Here is a 20,212-nt window from a genome sequence, read left to right as displayed (position 1 = left end):
CGATGGCGAATTGATCGACGATCCCTTCTCCATGACAACATTCATCAAATTCGCCCTCGCATGGTTGGCAGCCCTGGCGCTCAACACCCCTGTGAACGCACAGGTGCCGATCAACCCGAACCTGGCCGAGGCCATCAAGGCCCTTCCGGTACCCGGGATCAGTAGCGTGGCCACACAGCTCATCGCCGGTCTGACCCCCATCAGAGGGGGTTACACGGCCAAAACAATAGTCAGCGGCACCCCTGTCATGCTGTACTTGTACGGCAGCAGCAGCGTGAGCCAGACCATGTTTCTTGTCGTGGGTGGGAACATCGCCCTGCCCAATGTGTTCAACAACAGCACCTGGCGCCGCATCGCGGGCAGCTCGGTCAACGATACCATCTTCTCGCTGGCCACCATCGACTTCTCTCTGAAGACCGAGGATATGAACGACGACCTCAAGCAAGTCGTTAAACGCAGCTACTACGGCAATTCCAAGCTGGAGTTCAAGTCGGGCTTCCAGTTGCAGGGGAACATCAGCCTCAACGGTCTCATGAAGACCGTGCTGGAAAGCGGCATGGGCATGCCGGTGCAAAGCTTCCTGATGCGGGCCGGCATGGCGATTCCCACGCCAACCGACACAAACGGGCAAGTGGCACTGGGGCTGACGATGCTCAATGGCATCAAGAACATAGGCGCCACATTCCAGGATTTGCCCGAGTTCTACCTCGAACTGCAGACCGCTCCCGGCTCGGCATTCACAGGGCTGATGGGCATGTCGGCCATGCAGGTCACCGATGCCATGTTCTCGGTCAAGAACAGCGGCGTGGTGGGCTTCAAGGGCAACCTGGTCATCCCAGGCGGCAAGAAGTTCATCACCCAGTTCGAGACACCGCTCAATCCCGGCGGCGTGATGGACTTTGCGGACTTCAAGTTCGCCCTGGCCGCCCAGAGCCTCACGCTGGAGGACGTGGCGCGCCTGTCGCTGGCCATGGCCACGCCCAAGCTGCCCGGCGGAGGCTTCCTGAAGGAGGTCAACCTTTACCAGCAGTTGCTGCAAAACAGCACCAAGCCCTTGTCCATGATCCAGGTCCGCAACCCCCACACCGTTGGGGAGTACCGGTATGCAGACGAAACCCGACCCTTCCCATCCGTCAACGCCTTCAACCTGATGATTGTGGGCCCTGGCGCCTCGATGGAAGACGGCACAGGCAAGACGGTCCAAGGCCCCATGCTGAAAATCGCGGGCATTGGCAAGTTCCTGGGGCAGGAGGTGGCGGACGTGTCCTTCTATGCCGGCCCCCTTGGCCTGCGCGGCAAGGCCAATGTATGGGCATCCTTGAATGTCGGACCGCTGGGCACGCAGAACATCAAGCTAGAGAGCACGACCACGTTCACCCGCCAAGAACAAAACTGGTACGCACAGGGTGAGGTTTCTGGACGCTGGTTATACCTCGCTGTTTTCAACAACGAGATGCATGTGGGCGCAGAGGGTATTTGCGCGCAACCTTTCGAGGTCAAGCAAAAGCTTGACCTCGTGCCCACCTTCACGCTGGACTATGTGATGCGGCGAGTGTCCGCAAAGAACGTGGACCCTTCACTGATCAACGCCTGCACGGGCAACAGCCTCAAGGCGGGCCTGCGCTGGATCACAAGCAACGGTCAGTCTCTGGAAGGCTACAAACCGCAACAGGCCGCCGATAAGCTTAAAGACATGGCCCGCGACGTGGCTCACCAGGCCACCCACCAGGCAGCGCAATCATTCAAGTCGGCGGGCAACTTTGTTAAAGGCGCCTTCGGCCAGAAGAAAAAGAAACGCAACCCACCGAAAACGCCCCCGATGTTTGCCGGTTCGGTGTTTGACTGGGATTACTACTACGACACCAATCCCGAATTGGTCAAAGCAGATGTGGACCTCATCGAGCACTGGCGCTCCACCGGCTGGGGCGAGGGCCGCCGAGGCAGCTTGGAGTTCTCCCCAAGCTGGTACATGTGGACCTACCCAGACGCCTACGACGCGGCCTACAAAAGGGGACGCGATGGCTTGGTGCAAAACTGGCTGGATGTCGGCATTCCCCAGGGCCGTCAAGGCAGCCCGGATTTCAGCATCAAAGCCTATCTGGCCCGTTCCCCAGATTTGCAAAAGCTTTATGGCGCTACCGGCTACGATAAAGCCTTTGACCACTGGCTGGAATGGGGCAAGGCAGAAGGCCGATCAGGCAAGCCTTGATGAGGCTCAATGGCTGAATGGCCCACACGCCTGGGCAGATGTGATCAGAGTGTGCAGCATGTTCAAGGCGTCCAAGGCTTGCACTGCCTTGCGAGGCGCCCGGCAGGTCGCATACGCTCACCCTCAAAGGGCTGGAGGATGCGATGCGTCTGTTGACCACGTGAGTAGCAGGCGCTGCGGCGTTTGCATGCCCTGTAAAATCAGATTCTCGCCACCGTAGTTCAATGGATAGAACTCTCCCCTCCTAAGGGAGTGATACAGGTTCGATTCCTGTCGGGGGCACCATTGAAATTTCGTAAGTTGTTGATTTTAAACGAATAGTAGGTTAAAATTCCTGCAATTCACTTGACAATTTACGTGACAAACATCAAATCTCACCCTAAGCGCCAAAGCAAATACTTCCGTCAAGAACAAGGGCGCTTTCTGTTCGAGAAACGCCTGAACAGTGACAAAGGATGGTTTCCACTTTTCCCGAAGTCAAAGATTTTTCTCAAGCCGCTGCGAGTAGCTAACTCATCAGAAGCTGCACTTGAAGCAAAAAAGCTTAAAGAGGAAATTGAAAACCTCCAATTGGTTGCAGCTAGGGATAGCAGAAAACCAAACCTCAGCACTCCAAGTGAAATTTTTCGTGCAGTTAAAACATGGCTTTGGGTTACCGGAGTAGATCAAGAGCTGGCTGCCGTCAAACGTACTTCTGAACTTACTGAAGCTGGCAATGATGCACGTGTACGGCTTGGCGAGACAATCAATGCAGTTACTGATGCGTACTGAATCGCCCCGGGTTTCGTGGAGGCCAGTTGGTTTAAGTTGAGACCTCGGTCTCGTGCTTCCCGGCTAGCTGCCGGTAGTAGTTCACCTCAGCTTCAGCCGGTGGAATATACCCAATCGAGCTCAGCAGTCGGTGGTGGTTGAACCAAGCCACCCATTCCAGGGTTGCCAGTTCCAGTGCCTCCTTGGTTTTCCAGGGTGCACGGCGGTGTATCAATTCGGCCTTGTACAGCCCATTGATCGTCTCGGCCAGCGCGTTGTCGTAGCTGTCGCCACGGCTGCCCACCGATGGCTCTATCCCAGCTTGGGCCAGGCGTTCGGTGTAGAGAATGGAAACATATTGAGACCCCCTGTCCGAGTGATGTATCAATGCATCTGAGCGTTCAGGTTGTCTGTCGAACAAGGCTTGCTCCAGGGCATCCAACACAAAGTCAGTACGCATCGAACTGCTCACCCGCCAGCCCACGATGCGCCGTGCAAACACGTCGATCACAAAGGCCACGTATTGCCAGCCCTGCCAGGTGCTGACATAGGTGAAGTCCGACACCCACAGTTGGTTTGGACGCTCTGCTTTGAACTGGCGATTGACCCGGTCCAGCGGGCATGGCGCGGCTTTGTCCGAGACGGTGGTTTGCACGACCTTGCCCCGGCGAACGCCGTGCAATCCCATGCGCTTCATGAGCCGCTCGACCGTGCAGCGCGCCACCTTGGTTCCTTCACGATTCATCTGGTGCCAGACCTTGTCTGCGCCGTAGACCTGCATATTGGCCTGCCAGACGGCTTGGATTTGCGGGATCAGGGCTTCATCGCGTTTGGTCCGGGCGCAAAGCAGCTCGGGCTTGCGTTGGCGGGCAGCATGGCACCTGTAGCCAGAAGGGGCGATTTGCAGCACGTTGCAAATCGGCTCGACCCCGTAGGCGTGACGGTTTTGATCAACAAAGTCCCTTAAGACTTGAGTCGGCGGTCGAGCTCCGCCTGGGCAAAAAAAGCGCTCGCCAGTTTGAGGATTTCGTTGGCTTTGCGCAGTTCCTTGACTTCGCGTTCGAGGTCTTTGATGCGGGCGCGCTCATCAGAGCTGACGCCATCGCGCATGCCTTCGTCAACCTCGTGCTGGCGAACCCAGTCGTTGAGGGTTTGCGGCACACACCCGATCTTGGGGGCAATGGACTCAATGGTGGCCCAAAGGGATGGGTACTCGCCACGGTGCTCGAGCACCATGCGGACAGCGCGTTCGCGCACTTCGGGTGAAAAACGGTTCGATTTCTTGCTCATGGCTCCATCTTCTCAAAGTGTGGAGCCTCCTCAAAACCCGGGGCGATTCAGATCGCCTCAAAGAGCGATCTGAGGAATGGCGGAAGGAGGGCATGAGCCTGATCGAGTACGCTGCTGACACCGAAATGGTGATCCAGAAAATCCAGAGTTCAAACAGCAGAAAATCTAAAGATGATTGGTTTCAGGAGACCGTCGACATAGCTTTGGAGTTCGCAAATATTTATATCGCTCGCATGAACGCCAATTACCTGAAATCAGGTAACTACGTCTTTGAAGATCCATGGTTGAAATCTGAACACGAACTTTGCATAGCCGCTCCTAAGAAGGTGATGGGAGCCATGAAATAACAGGTGCTTTTTGCCTCTGTCAGTTATTGCTGTATCCCCCATGCAAGGTTGCATGACCGCTTTTTTGATTTCAACTTTTCTTTAGTCACCAAGGTTACGGCTTTATTGAACGCACTCCAGCTTGATTTGCCTTACTCTTCAGAGTAGCCCCTTTGTGTGGTGACTTAGTGGTAGTTCTTTAACCCATTGCACTCCAGACCTCTTTAAAATCAAAGACTTATGGTCCACCCTTAGGTTCCTGAATTCCTGTCGGGGGCACCACAGTTGCCTCACATGCCCTGTGGCTGAACTTCAACCCCGGATGGGCCCCACCGCCACCAAGCGCTGGATGGCGCGGCGCAAAGGGGCTGAGCGTGCTGTCTTGGCCAGGGTTTTCAGGCTGTAGCGGTGACCGGCCGGCAACACATGCAACTGAACCCCCAGCATTTCGATTTGCTCTAGGGTATCCAGCTCGCTCACATTCGACTGCATCTGCGAGGGGTCCACCAAGGTCACCGTGCCTTTGCCGATGACCTCCATCGCTTCGCCACGCTCGATCACCAAGGCAGTGTCTTCGTCAATGCCCACGCCCAGCAAATCCGGGCGCATGGCCAAGGTGGACAACAAACGCGCCAGCCGCCTGCGCTCGGAGAAATGCTGGTCCACCACGGCTTGAGACAACAAACCCAAGCCAATATCGGTGTCCACCGCCTCCTTGCTGGGCCTCAGGATCGAGGGCCCTTGGGCGATCATGTGGCGCGACATGACGGCTGCGCCTGCGCTGGTGCCCCCGATGCAGCAACGGTTGAGGTGAAACGACTGGTGCAGTGACTGGTAAGCAGGGGTGTCCCACAAGGTGTCCATGAGTTTGGACTGATCGCCGCCACTCATGAAAATGCCGTCGGCTTGCAGAATCTCGGCTTGCAGTGGCGCAGCGTGGGCACTGTCGCGGTCATCGATGGCCAGACGCTGCACGTCTTCCACCCCGATGGACCTGAAAGCATTTTGGTAACTTTGCCAAACCCCTTCAGGGTCACCGCTGGCCGCGGTGATGACGCGGATGCGCGCCTGGCTGCCGCCGCAATAGTCGGTGAATTTGCGCAAGATGATGCGGTCCTGCAGCCGGTCTTCGGCCCCGCCCACGATCACCAGGCGTGAGATTTTGGGGGTTTGGGCCCATGCGGGCCATCCCGCCAGTGCGGCCACAGCCCCAGCAGTCACACCGCCTAAAAGATCTCTTCGGTTCATGGGGTCACTCTAACCCATGACGCGAGGAGCACTTGTGCGCCAGCGCAGATCCGCAGATTTTTCAGCCAACGGAACCACTGCGCCAATCAACCCTCCACAAACACCCGTGCTTTACGGGGTGTCAGCACCAGAGTCTCACCTTCCTTGAAGTCCTGCTGGCGGTATTGCGAGGCCGACAGCTGCGCCTCGATCACGGCATCCCGGCCAAACATGCCCGCTTCCACAGGCTCCAGCTCCAAACGCGCCACGGGCCCCACCACGATGGCGCGACTGAGCTTGGCCACAATGCCGGTGTGGGCGCTGCCCGGGGCATAGCGGGTCACATCCAGATCGTGTGGGCGCACATAGGCGAAAGCCTTGGCGTCCTGCACCTGGCCATGCTCCGGGCTTTCCAGACGGATGGCATGCTGGTCGGCACCGATCAGCATCTCACCTTCGTGGGCGCGGCCATGGAACAGGTTCACATCGCCCAAAAAGCCATACACAAACGGACTGGCCGGGTGGTCCCACACGTCTTGGGGCGAACCGATCTGCTCGATATTGCCCTTGTTCATCAGCACCACGCGGTCAGCGACTTCCAGCGCTTCTTCCTGGTCGTGCGTCACAAAGATGCTGGTGACGTTGAGTTCGTCGTGCAGTCGGCGCAGCCAGCGGCGCAGCTCCTTGCGCACCTTGGCGTCCAGGGCGCCAAAAGGCTCGTCAAGCAACAACACCTTCGGTTCGACCGCGAGTGCGCGGGCCAGCGCAATGCGTTGGCGTTGCCCGCCAGACAGCTGCGAGGGGTAGCGGTCGGCCAGCCAGTCGAGTTGCACCAGGCCCAGCAGCTCGTGGACTTTGCGCTGGATTTCGGACTCGCTGGGGCGCTCTTTGCGGGGCTTGACGCGCAGGCCAAAGGCGACGTTTTCAAACACCGTCATGTGGCGGAACAAGGCGTAGTGCTGGAACACAAAACCCACTTGACGTTCGCGCACGTGCACATGGGTGGTGTCTTCGCCGCTAAAGGCGATGGTGCCCTGGTCAGCGGTTTCCAGGCCCGCGATGATGCGCAACAGCGTGGTTTTGCCGCAGCCCGAGGGGCCGAGCAGCGCGACGAGTTCGCCCGATTCGATGTCGAGGCTGACGTTGTTCAGTGCGGTGAAGTCGCCAAACTGTTTGTGGACGTTGCGGATTTCGATGCTCATGTTTTAAACCGTTGTCGATGGGTGTTTCAGGCGATGGGCCGCTCGGGCGGCGTGTCGGCAGCGGCCTTGAGTTCTTGTGCGTGGCGCCATTCGATGACCGACTTGATGGCCAAAGTCACCAGCGCCAGCAAGGCCAGCAGCGAGGCCACGGCGAATGCAGCCACCGACTGGTATTCGTTGTACAAAATTTCCACATGCAGCGGCATGGTGTTGGTCTGACCCCGGATGTGACCGGACACCACCGACACCGCGCCGAACTCGCCCATGGCACGGGCGTTGCACAAGATCACGCCATACAGCAGGCCCCATTTGATATTGGGCAAGGTCACGCGCCAGAAGGTCTGCCAGCCGGTAGCGCCCAGCACAATGGCCGCCTGCTCTTCGTCGCTGCCCTGTGCTTGCATGAGCGGGATCAGCTCGCGGGCGATGAACGGGAAAGTGACAAACACCGTCGCCAAGATGATGCCCGGCACCGCAAACACAATCTTGATGTCGTTGGCCTGCAGCCAGGGGCCAAACCAGCCCTGTGCGCCGAACATCAGCACATAGATCAAACCTGCGACCACGGGCGACACCGAAAACGGCAAATCGACCAGCGTGGTCAAAAGCGATTTGCCCTTGAACTCGTACTTGGCAATCGCCCAGGCTGCAGCCACGCCAAACACCAGATTGAGCGGCACCGCCACCGCGGCGGTGATCAGCGTCAGGCGAATCGCCGACCAGGCGTCTGGCTCCTTGAGGGCTTCCAGGTAGGCGTCCAGCCCTTTGCGCAAGGCTTCGGTGAACACCGCCGCCAAAGGCAAGACCAGGAAGAGGAACATGAAAACCAGCGCAGTGCCGATCAGGCTGTAACGGATCCAGCGGGCCTCGGTGGTGCCCGCCTGCACCTTGTTGGTGGTGAGGGTTTGGCTCATGAGGACACTCCCGAGCGGCGGCGCTGCCAGGTCTGCAAGGCGTTGATGACCAGCAGCAAGACAAACGAGAAGACCAGCATGACCAAAGCCACGGCGGTGGCACCGGCATAGTCGTATTGCTCGAGCTTGCCGATGATGATCAGCGGCGTGATCTCCGACACCATGGGCATATTGCCCGCGATGAAAATGACCGAGCCGTATTCGCCGATGGCGCGGGCAAACGCCATGGCAAAACCCGTGAGCAATGCAGGCGCAATCGACGGAAAAATCACCCGCGAGAAAGTCTGCCAGCGCGTCGCACCCAAGCAGGTCGCGGCTTCTTCGAGTTCTTTTTCGGTGTCTTCCAGCACCGGCTGCACCGTGCGCACCACAAAGGGCAAGCCGATGAAGATCAACGCGATCACAACGCCATTGGGGTTGAAGGCGAGCTCAATGCCCAGCGGCTCCAGGTATTGGCCGATCCAGCCATTGCCCGCCAACAGCGCCGTGAGCGAGATGCCCGCCACCGCCGTGGGCAGGGCAAAGGGCAAATCAACCAGCGCGTCGACGATTTTTTTGCCGAAGAAGTCATAGCGCACCAGCACCCAGGCCACCAGCAAACCAAACACCACATTGACCAGGGCCGCGATCAATGACGCCCCAAAGGTCAACCGGTAAGACGCCATGACACGGGGGCCTGTCACGGCCGCCCAGAACTGGTCCCAGGTCAAGGTGAAGGTTTTGAACACCAGCGCCGACAAAGGAATCAGCACAATCAGGCAGAGGTAAAAGAGGGTGAAGCCCAGGGTCAGGTTGAACCCGGGCAACACCTTGGCTGGCGCCCGCCGTGGGGCGGGTGCCGCGATGGACAAAGCGCTCATGGGAGAAACTTATTTGACGGTGTAGATTTTGTCGAACTGACCGCCGTCGTTGAAGTGCACCTTCTGGGCATCGGCCAGCGAGCCAAACACCTCGTTCACGGTGAACAGCTGCAATGGCTTGAACGTGTTGCTGTATTTTTTGAGCACCGTTTGCGAACGCGGGCGCAGTGCGTGCTTGGCCGCAATCTCCTGCGCTTCTTCGGAGTACAGGTAGTCCAGGTATTCCTTGGCCAAGGCGGCTGTGCCCTTCTTGGCCACGGTGCGCTCCACCACGGCGACCGGGTTCTCGGCCACGATGCTGATGGACGGATGGATTGCATCCACTTTGCCCACACCAAATTCGCGGTCCACCGACACGACTTCGGACTCGAAAGTCACCAGCACATCGCCGATGTTGCGCTGCAGGAAGATGGTGGTCGCATCGCGCCCGCCCTTGGCCAGCACCGGCACGTTTTTGTAAAGCTTGCTCACAAAGTCAGCGGCCTCAGCGTCCGAGCCGCCCTTCTTCTTCACATAACCCCAGGCGGCCAGATAAGCCATGCGGCCATTGCCACCGGTTTTGGGGTTGACCACGATCACCTTGATGCCGGGCTTGACCAGATCGTCCCAGTCCTTGATGCCTTTGGGGTTGCCGTTGCGTGTGAGGAACAGCATGGTGGAGGTGGTGGGCGATGCGCTGTGGGGAAAGCGCTTGGTCCAGTCCTTGGCCACCACACCGGTGCTGGCCAGAAAGTCCACATCGGTGGTGGTGTTCATGGTCACCACATCGGCGTCCAGGCCGTCGTTGACGGCACGCGCCTGGGCGCTGGAGCCACCGTGGGCCTGGTCGATTTTCACGTCCTTGCCGGTGGTCTTTTTGTAATGCGCCGCAAAAGCGGCGTTGTAGTCCTTGTAGAACTCGCGGGCCACGTCGTAGGAAGCGTTGAGCAAGGTCTGGGCACTGGCCGACAGACCGGACAAAGCCAGCGTGGCGGCCAAAGCGATGAGGGTGTGTTTTTTCATGGGGATTCGATTTGGGAAACAGAGGGGCTGTTGAACGCGCCCATCGCAACGATCGGCACGTATCCAGTCATGGCCGCGATTGTGGGCGCAGCCACTGCTTTCTCAAACGAATCATTTGTTGTTTGCTTATATCTGCAAACAGATAAAGGCAAACAGCTGTAGCTCAGGCCTGCGCAGGCGCAAATGCATCCCAGGCCGCCCAGGCCTCGGACGCGTACATCAGCGCAGGGCCACCGCCCATGTACACGCACACCGCCAGCATTTCTTCCAGCTCCTGGCGTGTGCAGCCCAGACGACGCAGCGCCTTGACATGGAAGCCGATACAGCCCGAGCAATGCTGGGTGATGCCGATCGCCAGGGCCATCAGTTCCTTGTGTTTTTCGCTGATGGCGCCTTCGGCCATGGCCGACTTGGCCAGCTGGCCAAAGCCCTGCATGGCCTCGGGCTGCGCCTTGCGCAAGCCGCCCATGGCCTGGCTGATGTTCTGGATCAATGCGGGGTGATCAAAGGTGCTCATGTGTGTTGCTCTCCAAATGACAGTGCCCGTTTTCAGGGCTGTAGCGCCGCATTGACCGCCTGCAGCTGCGGCACATCGAGTTGCCCGGCCGTAGCATGCAGGCGCAGCTGCGCCATCAGGGTGTCGATCTGCCCTTGCAGCCAGGCCAGCTCGGCGGCGCTGGCGTCGTTTTGTGCGTTGAGCAAATCCAGCGTGGTGCGGTCACCCACCTGGCGGCCCAGCCGGGTCGCGTCCAGCCGGGCCTGACTGGCCGTGCGGGCTGCATCGAGCGCAGCCAGACGCGCCTGCCCGCTTTGCACCGCCTGCCAGGCGGCACGGGTCATCTGGGCCACCTGTTGGCGACTGCGCTCGAGCTCGGCACGGGCTTTGTCGTGCAGGTGCACGGCCTCTTGCAGCTTGGCGCTGCGCCAGCCACCGGTGTAGAGCGGCACATTCAGCATCAAACCCACCATCTGCTGACTTTGCGTGTTGCTGGCTGCGCCGAAGTCGCCCGAACCACCGAGCCGCTCACGCGAGGCTTGTGCCACCAGGTCCAGCGTGGGCGAAGCCGATGCGCGGTATTTGTCGATGTCCTGCTGCGCCGATTGAACCTGGGCTTGCTGCAGCTTGAGCACCGGGCTGTGCTGCTCGGCACGCTGCAGCCAAGTGGCCAAGGGCTCGATGGCCTGCCCCGTGACCACGCGAACCGGAGCTTGCAATTGCAAACTTTGGGCAGGCCAACCGGTCACATCGGCCAGCACCTGCCGCGCCATGTCCAGCGCATTGCGGGCGGCAATGGCCTCGGCCGCCAAAGCCTGCGCACGCGCCTGGGCTTCGTGGGTGTCGGTGATCGGTGCATCACCCAAGGCAAAGCGGTCTTTCGCCTCGGTCAGGGCTTGGTTCACCGCCTGCTGTTGTTGCAGCACCAGCGCCAGGCGGCGTTCGGCCTGCACCACATCCATGTAACGCTGTGTGGTCTGCAGCATCCAGTCCTGTTGGCTCAGTTGCCACTCGTGCTCGCTGGCCTGTGCGGCCACTTGCAGCTGGGCCGCTTGGGCACGGCGCTCGGGGCTGTAAAGCGGCTGTCTGGCGTTCAGGGCCCAGCGGGTGGCGGTTCCGCCGTTGATCGAGGTGCTGAAATTGGCTTGGTCAGACAGGCCTGAATTGAGCGCAGAAAACTGCGCCCCCTTCATCTGGCTCTGTCCGTTGGCCCAGCCCGCGCTGGCGCTCAGACCCAGGTTGGGCCGCCACAAAGCAGCAGCCTGTTCGCGCCGGGTCGCGCCGGCCGCACGACCCGCTTCACTGACCGCGCCTTGCGGGTCATGCTGGCGGGCAGCCTGCCAGACTTGCAACAGGTCGGTGGCCGCGGTGGCTGTGGCGCACAGCGCCAGCAAAGCCCCCGCCAGCAGCGTGCGTGGGTTCATGTGATTCTCCCCTTGGGCTGAAGGCGGATCAGCAGCCGGGTTGCACGCCAAATTTGCGCAGGATGGATTCCATCAGGCACCACTTCGTCAGCGCACTTTGCAGCAGGTTGGCCCCCACAAAGGCGGTGAATGCCAGCCACCAGGGGCTCACAAAGATGGGGCTGCCTTCGATGCCCAAGGCCAGCGACAAGAGGATGAAGGTGCCTGCGACGAGGCGGACGATTTGCCAGGATTTCATGAAAAGTTCTCCTAAGGGTTGACGAAACTCAAGGGTTGCTCTCGTACTGACGGCGGTAGGCCGCGTAGTAGAGCGTGGGGATCACGACCAGCGTGAGGACGGTCGAGACAAAAATGCCGAAGATCAGCGAGATGGCCAGACCGTTGAAGATCGGGTCATCCAGGATGAAGAAAGCGCCCAACATGGCCGCGCCGCCCGTAAGCATGATGGGCTGGGCACGGGTGATGGCCGACTGCACGATGGCCTGCTTGAAAGGCACGCCCTCTTTGACCTGCAGGTGGATGAAGTCCACCAGCAAGATGGAGTTGCGCACGATGATGCCGGCCAGCGCGATCATGCCGATCATGCTGGTGGCGGTGTACTGCGACTGCAGCAGCGCGTGCCCGGGCATGACACCGATGATGGTCAGCGGGATCGGCGCCATGATGATCAGCGGCGTGAGGTAAGAGCCAAACTGTGCCACCACCAGCAGATAGATCAGCACCAGGCCCACCGCGTAGGCCGCGCCCATGTCGCGGAAGGTCTCGTAGGTGATCTGCCACTCACCGTCCCACTTGAGGGCGTAGCCGCGCCAGGCGTCGGACGGCTGGTGGATGAAGTACTCGCCCAGCGCCTGGCCATCGGGCGTCTGGATCTTCTGAATGGCACTGCGCATCTGGAACATGCCGTACAGCGGGCTGTCCAGTTTTCCGGCCATGTCGGCGGTGACAAAGTTCACGGGCAGCAGGTCTTTATGGATCACGGGTTGCTCGCGCTCGCTGTCAGTCACTGTGACCAGCTCGCGGATCGGCACCAGCTTGCCCGAGGCGCCGCGCACCGTCAGCTGCAGCAAGGCCGACAAGTCACCATGCCGCTCGGCGGGCAACTGGATCAAGGCCGCAGCGGGGTATTTGCTGCCGTCGTGCAGATAGGTCGCAGCCTCTCCGGCCAGGCCCGCACGCAAGGTGGCCACAATGGCCTGCTGGGGAATGCCCAAGGCCGCGGCCTTGCGGCGGTCCACCAGCAGCAGTTGGCGCGGTGCGGCGGCGATGCTGCTGTCGTCCACGTCCACCACGTTGTCGGTCTTTTCAAAAATGGCACGCACCGCCTTGGCCACGCGGCGGCGGCCTTCGGCGTCTGGCCCGTAAATCTCGGCCACGATGGAGGCCAACACGGGCGGGCCGGGCGGCATCTCGACCACCTTCACGTTGGCGCCCAGGCGCTGGCCGATGGCCTGCAAGGCGGGGCGCAGGCGCGTGGCGATCGCGTGGCTCTGGTCTTTGCGCTGGCTCTTGTCCACCAGCTTGACCTGCATGTCACCCACCTCGCCGCCTGAGCGCAGGTAGTACTGGCGCACCAGGCCATTGAAGTTGATCGGCGACGAGGTGCCTGCATAAGCTTGGTAATCGGTGACCTCGGGCTGCTGCGCCAGATAGGCACCCAGCTCGCGCATGACGGCGGCGGTTTCTTCCACCGGCGTGCCCACAGGCATGTCCACCACCACCTGGAATTCCGACTTGTTGTCGAAGGGCAGCATCTTGAGCAGCACCAAACCCGTGGCCGGCAGCACCAGCGAAATCGCAATCAACGCGGCAATGCCCAGGCCCAGCAGCTTGCGGTTGCGCCCACCTTGCTCGTTGTGCAGCAAGGGCGCGAACACGCGCTCGAACAAGGGGCCCAGCTTGGCTGCCAAACCGGTCGGTGCTGCGTGCGCAGCGTCGGCATGCGAAGCCTTCATCCAGATGCGGGCCAGCCAGGGCGTGACGACAAAGGCAATGACCAACGAGAGCAGCATGCCCATGCTGGCGTTGATCGGGATCGGGCTCATGTACGGGCCCATCAAACCGCTCACAAAGGCCATGGGCAAGAGCGCGGCAATCACGGTGAGCGTGGCCAAAATTGTGGGGCCGCCCACTTCATCGACCGCACCGGGAATGATCTCGGCCAGCGTCTTGCCCGGGTACAACTGCTGGTGGCGGTGGATGTTTTCCACCACCACGATGGCATCGTCCACCAGAATGCCGATCGAAAAAATCAGCGCAAACAGCGACACGCGGTTGAGCGTGAAGCCCCAGGCCCAGGAGGCGAACAGCGTCACCGTGAGCGTCAGGATGACGGCCGTGCCCACAATCGCCGCCTCGCGCTTGCCCAGCGCAATGAACACCAGCGCCACCACCGAAGCCGTGGCAAACAGCAGCTTCTGGATCAGCTTTTGCGCCTTGTCGTTGGCCGTGGCGCCGTAATTGCGCGTCTCGGCCACCTCCACATCCGCCGGGATCACCGTGCCGCGCAGCGCTGCCACACGGTCCATCACCGCATTGGCCACGTCGATGGCGTTTTCACCCGGTTTTTTGGTGATGGCCAAAGTCACAGCGGGGTATTCGCCGCCGCCAGCAGCTTGGCCCAGGCCGTGCGTCACATAGCGTGTGGCGGGCAAGGGACCTTCTTCCACTTTGGCCACATCTTTCAGAAACACGGGGCGGCCGCCTTGCACACCCACCACCAGATCGGCCACATCGGCCGCTTGCGACAGGAATGGCCCGGCCTCGATGCTCACACTTTTGTTGCCCGCGATCAGCTCGCCCACGGGCAGCCCCGAGTTGGCCGACTGCAAGGCCATGCGCAGATCGCTCACCGTGACGCCAAAACCGGCCATGCGCTCGGGCTCGATCTGCACCAGCACCGCACGCTCGGGGCCGCCGAGGGTCTGCACGTCCTGCGTGCCTTTGACGCGTTTGAGATCGGCTTCCATGCTGTGCGCCACGCGCTCCAGGCTGTAGGCACCGGTCTCGGTGTTCTTGCTGAACAGGGTCAGCGTGACAATGGGCACATCGTCCACGCCTTTGGGTTTGATCAAGGGCTCCATCACACCCAGGCCCTTGGGCAGCCAGTCGGCGTTGTCGCGGATCGTGTCGTGCAAACGCACCAGGGCTTCGGAGCGCGGCACGCCCACCTTGAACTGCACCGTGAGCACCGCCACACCCGGACGCGACACCGACATGACGTGCTCGACGCCCACGATGCGCGAGAGCACCTGCTCGGCCGGCACCGCCACCATCTGCTCCACATCTCGCACGGCCGCACCTGGGAAAGGCACCAGCACATTGGCCATGGTCACATTGATCTGGGGTTCCTCTTCACGCGGCGTAACCATCACCGCAAAAATGCCCAGCAGCAAAGCCACCAGGGCCAAGAGCGGCGTGATCTGCGCGCTCTGGAACAGGGCCGCGATGCGGCCGGAAATGCTCATGTTGGTGTTCATGTGGCGGGGCTCGTTCATGTCCTGGCCCTTTCAGCGCACCGCGCCCGCCAGTTGCGGCTCGGCAGCCACTTTGTCGTCGGCACGCAAGCCGCTGAGCACCTCCACCCGCTCGCCCACCGTCTGCCCCAGTCGCACCTGACGCAGGCTGGGCTGGCCCTGGGCGTTGATCACGTAGACCCCCGTCATCTCCGCCCGGCGCACGATGGCGCTGGCGGGCAAATACAGGCGCGGCGCCACAGCTTTGCCGTTGACGGCACCTGGCAGCCAAACCCGCGCAAACATGCCCGGAGCCAGCCCCTCGATGCCAGCGGGCAAACCCAGACGGACCTGACCGGTGTGCGTGACCGGGTCCACTGAGGGCAACACCTGCACCTGCTGCGGCACTTGCGGCGTGCTGTGTCCCGCCACACCGGGCAGTTCATAACGGACCGCCTTGGGCTGGGCACTCACCGACGCCAGCATGGCCTGAGGTACCGCCGCCGTGACACGCAAGGCCGACGGGTCGTGAAGGGTGATCAAGGCCCGGCCCGGCATGGCCATGTCACCCAAAGTGACCTGCACATCGCTCACCACACCGGGATAGGGCGCATTCACGATGAAAAAGCCCGACTGCATTTGTGCGGCCTGGGTCTGGGCCTGCATCGCTTTCACCTGCGCCTTGGCCGCGTCCCACTGGGCTTGTGCACGCTCAAACGCGGCCTGGCTGATGTATTGTTTTTGCAGCAGCTGTTTTTGCCGCGCCAGTTCCTGGCTGGCCACAGCCAGTTGGGCCTGCGCCGCCTCAACCTGTGCCGTGGACCCCACCACGCCTTGCTGGGCGGCACGCGCATCGATGCGCAGCAACTCCTGCCCGGCCTTGACCTGATCGCCCGCCTTGACGCGCAAGGCCACCACCGCACCGGCCACCTGGGTGGACAAGGTGGTCTGGCGCACCGCCTCGACCACGGCATCCAGGCTGCTGTCGGCCTGACCCACGGCACTGCTTTGCACCGCGATCACCTTCAAGGGCGCCGCATCGGCGGCCATGGCCATGCTTTGCGCCCAGGAAGATGTGACAAGGGATACACCCATGGCCAAGGTCAGCAAGGAGGAGCGTTGCATGGTTTTGTCCTTTATCGATTATTACTTGCTTATTTAACTGATTGCTTGATTATGCAATGATACAATAAAAAACAACACGGTCAATCCACCCATGAAACAATCCACCAAACCTCAGGAGTGCACCCCCATGGAACAGTTGCCAGAAGGCGCGTTGGTGGAAGTTGCGGCCTACTTCCAGGTACTGGCCGAGCCCACGCGCTTGCAAATCCTCAACATCCTGCGCTCGGGCGAACGCAATGTGGGCGAGCTGGCCCAGATGTGTGGCTTCACCGCCGCCAACGTTTCACGCCACCTGGCCTTGATGACACAGCAAGGCCTGGTCGAGCGCGAAAGCCGGGGCACCAGCGCCTACTACCGCATCGCCGATCCCTCGATCTTTGCGCTGTGCGACCTGGTCTGCGGCAACATCGCCCGCCAAATGGAAAAGTCGGCCGGACGCCGCGCAGCCTTCACATCGCGGTCCTGACGCGGCTCAGATTAAGTCCGCCGCACGGCCACGTCGGTGCGCTGAATCACCCGAAGCATGCTGCGGGTCCAACGCCGATGTCGTGGGCCCTCAGTCCAACCCAAAAGCGCGTTTCATGGACTGCACGGCAGTGAGATGGGCATCTTTTATGATTCAGGTTTCACAAACCGCGGCATAAAAGAGGGGTCAAAGCATGGTGCAAATGGGAGCAGATGAACCCCAGTCGCTGCCGCAGTGTGTAGCACTGGTCGACGATGAAGAGCAGATCACCCAGGCACTGCAGACGCTGCTGTCCTTTCAAGGCGTCTCCACCAGCGTGCACCACAGTGCCGAGTCCTTACTCCAGTCTTTACAAGTACGCAACGGTCAACTGTGCTTGCAACTCGCAGATGGCACAGCGGCAGCGCTGCAAGCGGTGGTGCTGGACCTGAATTTGCCTGGCATGAACGGCATCGATCTGGTTCTGACTTTGCGGCGCCTGCAACCACAGCTGCGCATGGTGATGATCACGGCCGCCCTCGAAGGAGCCTTGCAAGCACGGGCGACAGACATGCAGGGGGTGAAGGTGTTGGCCAAGCCATTCGGGCTGGAATCCCTGGAAGCTGCCCTTTTCGACAACTGAGCATGTTCGACAGCCAAACCACCCTCCTGCTCGCCACCGTGCTGTTTCTGGTGTTGCCCTTGATGAAGTGGTTGATTCTGCCCCGGCAGGGCAGTTGGGCAGCCGACCTGTGGTGCCTGGGGGGTCTGATGGCGGGCGTGGGCATCGTGCTGCTGGGCTTGCGGCCCAAAGTGCCGATGGTGGTGAGTTTCCATGTGGCCAACACCCTCATCATCGGCTGTTTTGTGTGCAGCGCCCAATCGCTGCGCATGAGCCTTGGGAAACACTGGACACTGGCGGGCTGGGCGGGCCGCATGGTGCTGGCCTTGCTCTTTTACAGCGCCCTTTACGAGTGGACATCCGACGCCTGGCGTGGCGTGCTGTACCGCTTCACACTGGGCTGTTTGGGCGTGTACACGGCTTTTTGGGCCTGGCGCCTGTCACGGCACATCCACAGCCTGAACGCCGCACTGATCGCTGGCGCACACCTGGTGGTTGGCTTGTCGCTGATGGCCCACAGTGTGTGGACCGCAGGTCACATCGTTGACCCCAGCCCTTTCAGCAACACCTGGGACGCCAGCGTGATTTCCCTGGTGGTGTTGCTCATGACCGTGGTGACCAATGTGAGTTACGTGGGCCTGGTCCTGGACGAAGCGGCCAGCGACAAACTGAAGGCGCAGCAGGCCCAGCAGGCTGCTTTACAAACGCAACTGCTGGACACCCAACTCACGCACCTGGAAAAGCGAGGCCGCATGGCGATCGTGTCCGGTTCGCTGGCCCATGAACTGAACCAGCCACTGACAGCGGCGACGATGAATGCACAAATGGCTGAGCGTCAATGGACCCTCGCACCGGCAGCTAACCCCATGCTGTTGCGCTTGCTCGATCAAATCGAAATCGGGGTCGAGCGCACGGTGCGCATCCTGCAACGCATTCGCGGCGAGAACGAGCTTGTCGCACAGCACCACGAACGGGTAGATCTGCAAGCCGTTCTGGACCGGACGCTGGAACAAATGGCACCGGAATGTCACCGCCTATCGGTCCAACTGATCCAAAAACGCTCACCACACCCCCTGTGGTGTGTGGGCGATGGGTTGGGCTTTTCTCAAGTGGTGATCAACCTGCTGCGCAATGCGCTGCAAGCCATGGCCACGCGCTCAGATCGGCGTTTGTGGCTAGGCTGCCACGCGCAGCAAGACCGCGTGATGCTGGTGATCCGTGATTCAGGACCAGGTATGCCGACGGACGTGATCGAACGCTGGGGCGAGCCTTTCCAAAGCTCACGGCACGAAGGCATGGGTCTTGGCCTGGCCATCTCGCGCGAAATCGTGACACGTCACCAAGGGCAACTGCAATTGCGCAACCACCCGCACGGCGGGTTGGAAGCCGTGGTGTCCATGCCCATGACCACAGGAGCTGCGGCGTGAACAACCCACTCGACATCATCACGATCTTCAGGGTCAGTGCCTTGCTGTTCCTGCTGCTCTCGGCGATGACCTGGATGATGCTGGGGCGACCCAGGCGTGGGGCCACTTTGCTGTGGTGCTTGGGTGGTGCTCTGGTGGGCGTGAGTGTGTGGCTGATCAGCCTGCGCAACCAGATCTCGGATTTCTGGAGTTACAGCGTGGCCCAGACTCTGTTTCTCGGATCTTTTTTGGTGCTGTCCCAGTCTTTGCGTATGGACATGCACCGGGTCTGGCGCTGGCCTTGGCCCGTGGCAGCGGTGCTGACTTACGGGGCCACCATCGTGCTGGGCTTTGACGACAAAGGCGCTCAGGATCTGGCCGTGCTGGTGCGTCTGGTCAACTGCGCAGGCCTGACGATCCTGACGGTATCGGCTTGGCAGCTGGCGCACCAGGAGCGCAGCCGCAATGCCTGGTTCATGACATTGGGCTATGGCCTGATGACCGCCAGCATGGGGATCGCTGCCCTGGCGACGATGCAAGGCCTGGCCAATTTGGAAACATTGCAAAGCAGCATGGTCAGCCACATTTTGGGTGGAACTTCGTTGCTGACGCTGCTGTTGTCCTACATGGGTTATCTCGGTCTGGCGCTGGAACGCTCGCTGCGACAGAACATGGCGCTTCGCCAGTCGCAATGGCAGTCTCAGCAGTGGCATGAACGCAGCCATGCCCTGGCCCTGCGGGACCGTCAACACACGCTGGGCGTGCTGGCCAATTCGCTGGGACATGCCATCTTGCAACCGCTGACAGCCACCTCGTTGCAACTGCAAATCGTGCGCCGTATGCTGCAAACGGCCACACCGGATGCGCAAAAGGTGCAAACATCGCTGGTGCAAGTGGTGCAGGGGCTGCGCCGCAGTGCAGACATGGTCGAGCACATTCGCAGCTTCTTGCGCCCAGCACCGACAGCGGTGACCGCCGCCACACAGCCACTGCAATCGGTGGTTCAGGATGCGCATGACCTGCTGCGCCAGGCGCTAATTTATCAGGGTGTAACGCTGCACATCTGCTTGCCGCCAAACCCCTTGTATGTTCGGGCTGAACGGCTGCCTCTGACGCAGGCCCTGGTGCAAGTGTTGCGCAACGCCATGCAGGCGGTCCAGGGTCGCGTTCACCGCACCATCGGCGTGTCCATGGCAGCGTCGGCTACAGAGGTCTGGATCGAGGTCACCGATTCAGGCCCCGGTTTTGTCCACCACTGGCTGACGTCCAACCCTGCGCACGCTCATCCAAGCACAGACCCGATGGCTGGGATGGGCTTGACCATGACGCGGGGCATCCTGGCCCAATTTCAAGGACGCTTGTCCCTGGAAAACCTCGATGGCGCTGGTGCCCGCGTGCGCATGACACTGCCTTTGCAGGCAGGCCAGGGCACAGACTAAAAGCTGGAACGCCGGATGTG

The 20,212-nt window shown here is 60.8% G+C and carries 18 protein-coding genes, 1 tRNA gene and 1 other annotated feature; of the genes, 8 read left to right on the top strand and 11 right to left on the bottom strand.

Annotated features, from left to right (window positions below; genetic code table 11):
• Positions 1-31: 31 nt before the first annotated feature.
• From ACHEXL_RS01875 to ACHEXL_RS01865, 3 genes are all read left to right on the top strand, one after another.
• Positions 32-2,209, top strand: coding sequence for a hypothetical protein (locus tag ACHEXL_RS01875; RefSeq protein ID WP_416560368.1), 2,178 nt, complete (start codon positions 32-34; stop codon positions 2,207-2,209).
• A 210-nt stretch (positions 2,210-2,419) separates the two neighbouring features.
• Positions 2,420-2,494 (top strand) — tRNA-Arg (locus tag ACHEXL_RS01870).
• Between the two features lie 72 nt (positions 2,495-2,566).
• Positions 2,567-2,980, top strand: coding sequence for a hypothetical protein (locus ACHEXL_RS01865; RefSeq protein WP_416560367.1), 414 nt, complete (start codon positions 2,567-2,569; stop codon positions 2,978-2,980).
• Positions 2,981-3,011: 31 nt separating this feature from the next.
• Here ACHEXL_RS01865 and ACHEXL_RS01860 read toward each other — a convergent pair.
• Positions 3,012-4,249, bottom strand: a protein-coding gene (locus ACHEXL_RS01860; protein ID WP_416558777.1) for an IS3 family transposase whose coding sequence is annotated in 2 segments (ribosomal slippage) — positions 3,012-3,958 and positions 3,958-4,249 — 1,239 coding nt in all. Because the reading frame shifts where the segments join, the coding sequence is not laid out codon by codon here.
• Positions 3,852-3,968, bottom strand: a sequence feature (AL1L pseudoknot). Its footprint overlaps the gene before it by 117 nt.
• A 92-nt stretch (positions 4,250-4,341) precedes the next feature.
• Here ACHEXL_RS01860 and ACHEXL_RS01855 point away from each other — a divergent pair.
• Positions 4,342-4,596 (top strand): hypothetical protein, encoded by a 255-nt coding sequence (locus ACHEXL_RS01855; RefSeq protein ID WP_416560366.1) that lies wholly within the window; start codon positions 4,342-4,344, stop codon positions 4,594-4,596.
• A 291-nt stretch (positions 4,597-4,887) separates the two neighbouring features.
• On the opposite strand, the gene ACHEXL_RS01850 is transcribed toward ACHEXL_RS01855, so the two are convergent.
• The 10 genes from ACHEXL_RS01850 to ACHEXL_RS01805 all read right to left on the bottom strand — a co-directional run bounded on the left by ACHEXL_RS01850 (position 4,888) and on the right by ACHEXL_RS01805 (position 16,280).
• Positions 4,888-5,823: a cyanophycinase gene (locus tag ACHEXL_RS01850; RefSeq protein WP_416560365.1), complete on the bottom strand. Its 936-nt coding sequence runs from the start codon at positions 5,821-5,823 to the stop codon at positions 4,888-4,890.
• 86 nt (positions 5,824-5,909) lie between these two features.
• A complete protein-coding gene (locus tag ACHEXL_RS01845) occupies positions 5,910-7,004 on the bottom strand; it encodes a sulfate/molybdate ABC transporter ATP-binding protein (protein WP_416560364.1) in 1,095 nt (364 codons plus the stop codon).
• A gap of 26 nt (positions 7,005-7,030) precedes the next feature.
• Positions 7,031-7,918: a sulfate ABC transporter permease subunit CysW gene (cysW, locus tag ACHEXL_RS01840; protein WP_416560363.1), complete on the bottom strand. Its 888-nt coding sequence runs from the start codon at positions 7,916-7,918 to the stop codon at positions 7,031-7,033.
• A complete protein-coding gene (gene cysT / locus ACHEXL_RS01835) occupies positions 7,915-8,778 on the bottom strand; it encodes a sulfate ABC transporter permease subunit CysT (protein WP_416560362.1) in 864 nt (287 codons plus the stop codon). The genes cysW and cysT overlap by 4 nt, the downstream gene beginning before the upstream one ends.
• A 9-nt stretch (positions 8,779-8,787) precedes the next feature.
• Positions 8,788-9,780, bottom strand: a complete 993-nt coding sequence (locus ACHEXL_RS01830) for a sulfate ABC transporter substrate-binding protein (protein ID WP_416560361.1) — start codon at positions 9,778-9,780, stop codon at positions 8,788-8,790.
• Positions 9,781-9,943: 163 nt separating this feature from the next.
• Positions 9,944-10,297, bottom strand: coding sequence for a carboxymuconolactone decarboxylase family protein (locus ACHEXL_RS01825; protein WP_108427550.1), 354 nt, complete (start codon positions 10,295-10,297; stop codon positions 9,944-9,946).
• 32 nt (positions 10,298-10,329) lie between these two features.
• Complete coding sequence (locus tag ACHEXL_RS01820) at positions 10,330-11,700, bottom strand: TolC family outer membrane protein (RefSeq protein ID WP_416560360.1); 1,371 nt, start codon at positions 11,698-11,700, stop codon at positions 10,330-10,332.
• 28 nt (positions 11,701-11,728) lie between these two features.
• A complete protein-coding gene (locus ACHEXL_RS01815; RefSeq protein WP_291923875.1) occupies positions 11,729-11,938 on the bottom strand; it encodes a YgaP family membrane protein in 210 nt (69 codons plus the stop codon).
• Between the two features lie 28 nt (positions 11,939-11,966).
• A complete protein-coding gene (locus tag ACHEXL_RS01810; RefSeq protein WP_416560359.1) occupies positions 11,967-15,197 on the bottom strand; it encodes an efflux RND transporter permease subunit in 3,231 nt (1,076 codons plus the stop codon).
• Between the two features lie 12 nt (positions 15,198-15,209).
• Positions 15,210-16,280, bottom strand: a complete 1,071-nt coding sequence (locus ACHEXL_RS01805; protein WP_416560358.1) for an efflux RND transporter periplasmic adaptor subunit — start codon at positions 16,278-16,280, stop codon at positions 15,210-15,212.
• 127 nt (positions 16,281-16,407) lie between these two features.
• Here ACHEXL_RS01805 and ACHEXL_RS01800 point away from each other — a divergent pair, with 127 nt between their 5' ends.
• From ACHEXL_RS01800 to ACHEXL_RS01785, 4 genes are all read left to right on the top strand, one after another.
• Positions 16,408-16,746, top strand: a complete 339-nt coding sequence (locus ACHEXL_RS01800) for an ArsR/SmtB family transcription factor (RefSeq protein WP_416561292.1) — start codon at positions 16,408-16,410, stop codon at positions 16,744-16,746.
• A gap of 193 nt (positions 16,747-16,939) precedes the next feature.
• Complete coding sequence (locus ACHEXL_RS01795; RefSeq protein ID WP_416560357.1) at positions 16,940-17,368, top strand: response regulator; 429 nt, start codon at positions 16,940-16,942, stop codon at positions 17,366-17,368.
• A 2-nt stretch (positions 17,369-17,370) separates the two neighbouring features.
• Positions 17,371-18,774 carry a sensor histidine kinase gene (locus ACHEXL_RS01790; protein WP_416560356.1) on the top strand — a complete coding sequence of 468 codons (1,404 nt, stop codon included), beginning with the start codon at positions 17,371-17,373 and terminating at the stop codon, positions 18,772-18,774.
• A complete protein-coding gene (locus ACHEXL_RS01785) occupies positions 18,771-20,192 on the top strand; it encodes a sensor histidine kinase (protein ID WP_416560355.1) in 1,422 nt (473 codons plus the stop codon). The genes ACHEXL_RS01790 and ACHEXL_RS01785 overlap by 4 nt, the downstream gene beginning before the upstream one ends.
• Positions 20,193-20,212: the final 20 nt, after the last annotated feature.

This window comes from Limnohabitans sp. YIMB22184 (assembly GCF_048020265.1).
Lineage (GTDB): Bacteria > Pseudomonadota > Gammaproteobacteria > Burkholderiales > Burkholderiaceae_C > Limnohabitans_A.
This window is presented reverse-complemented; position numbering and strand designations above follow the sequence as displayed.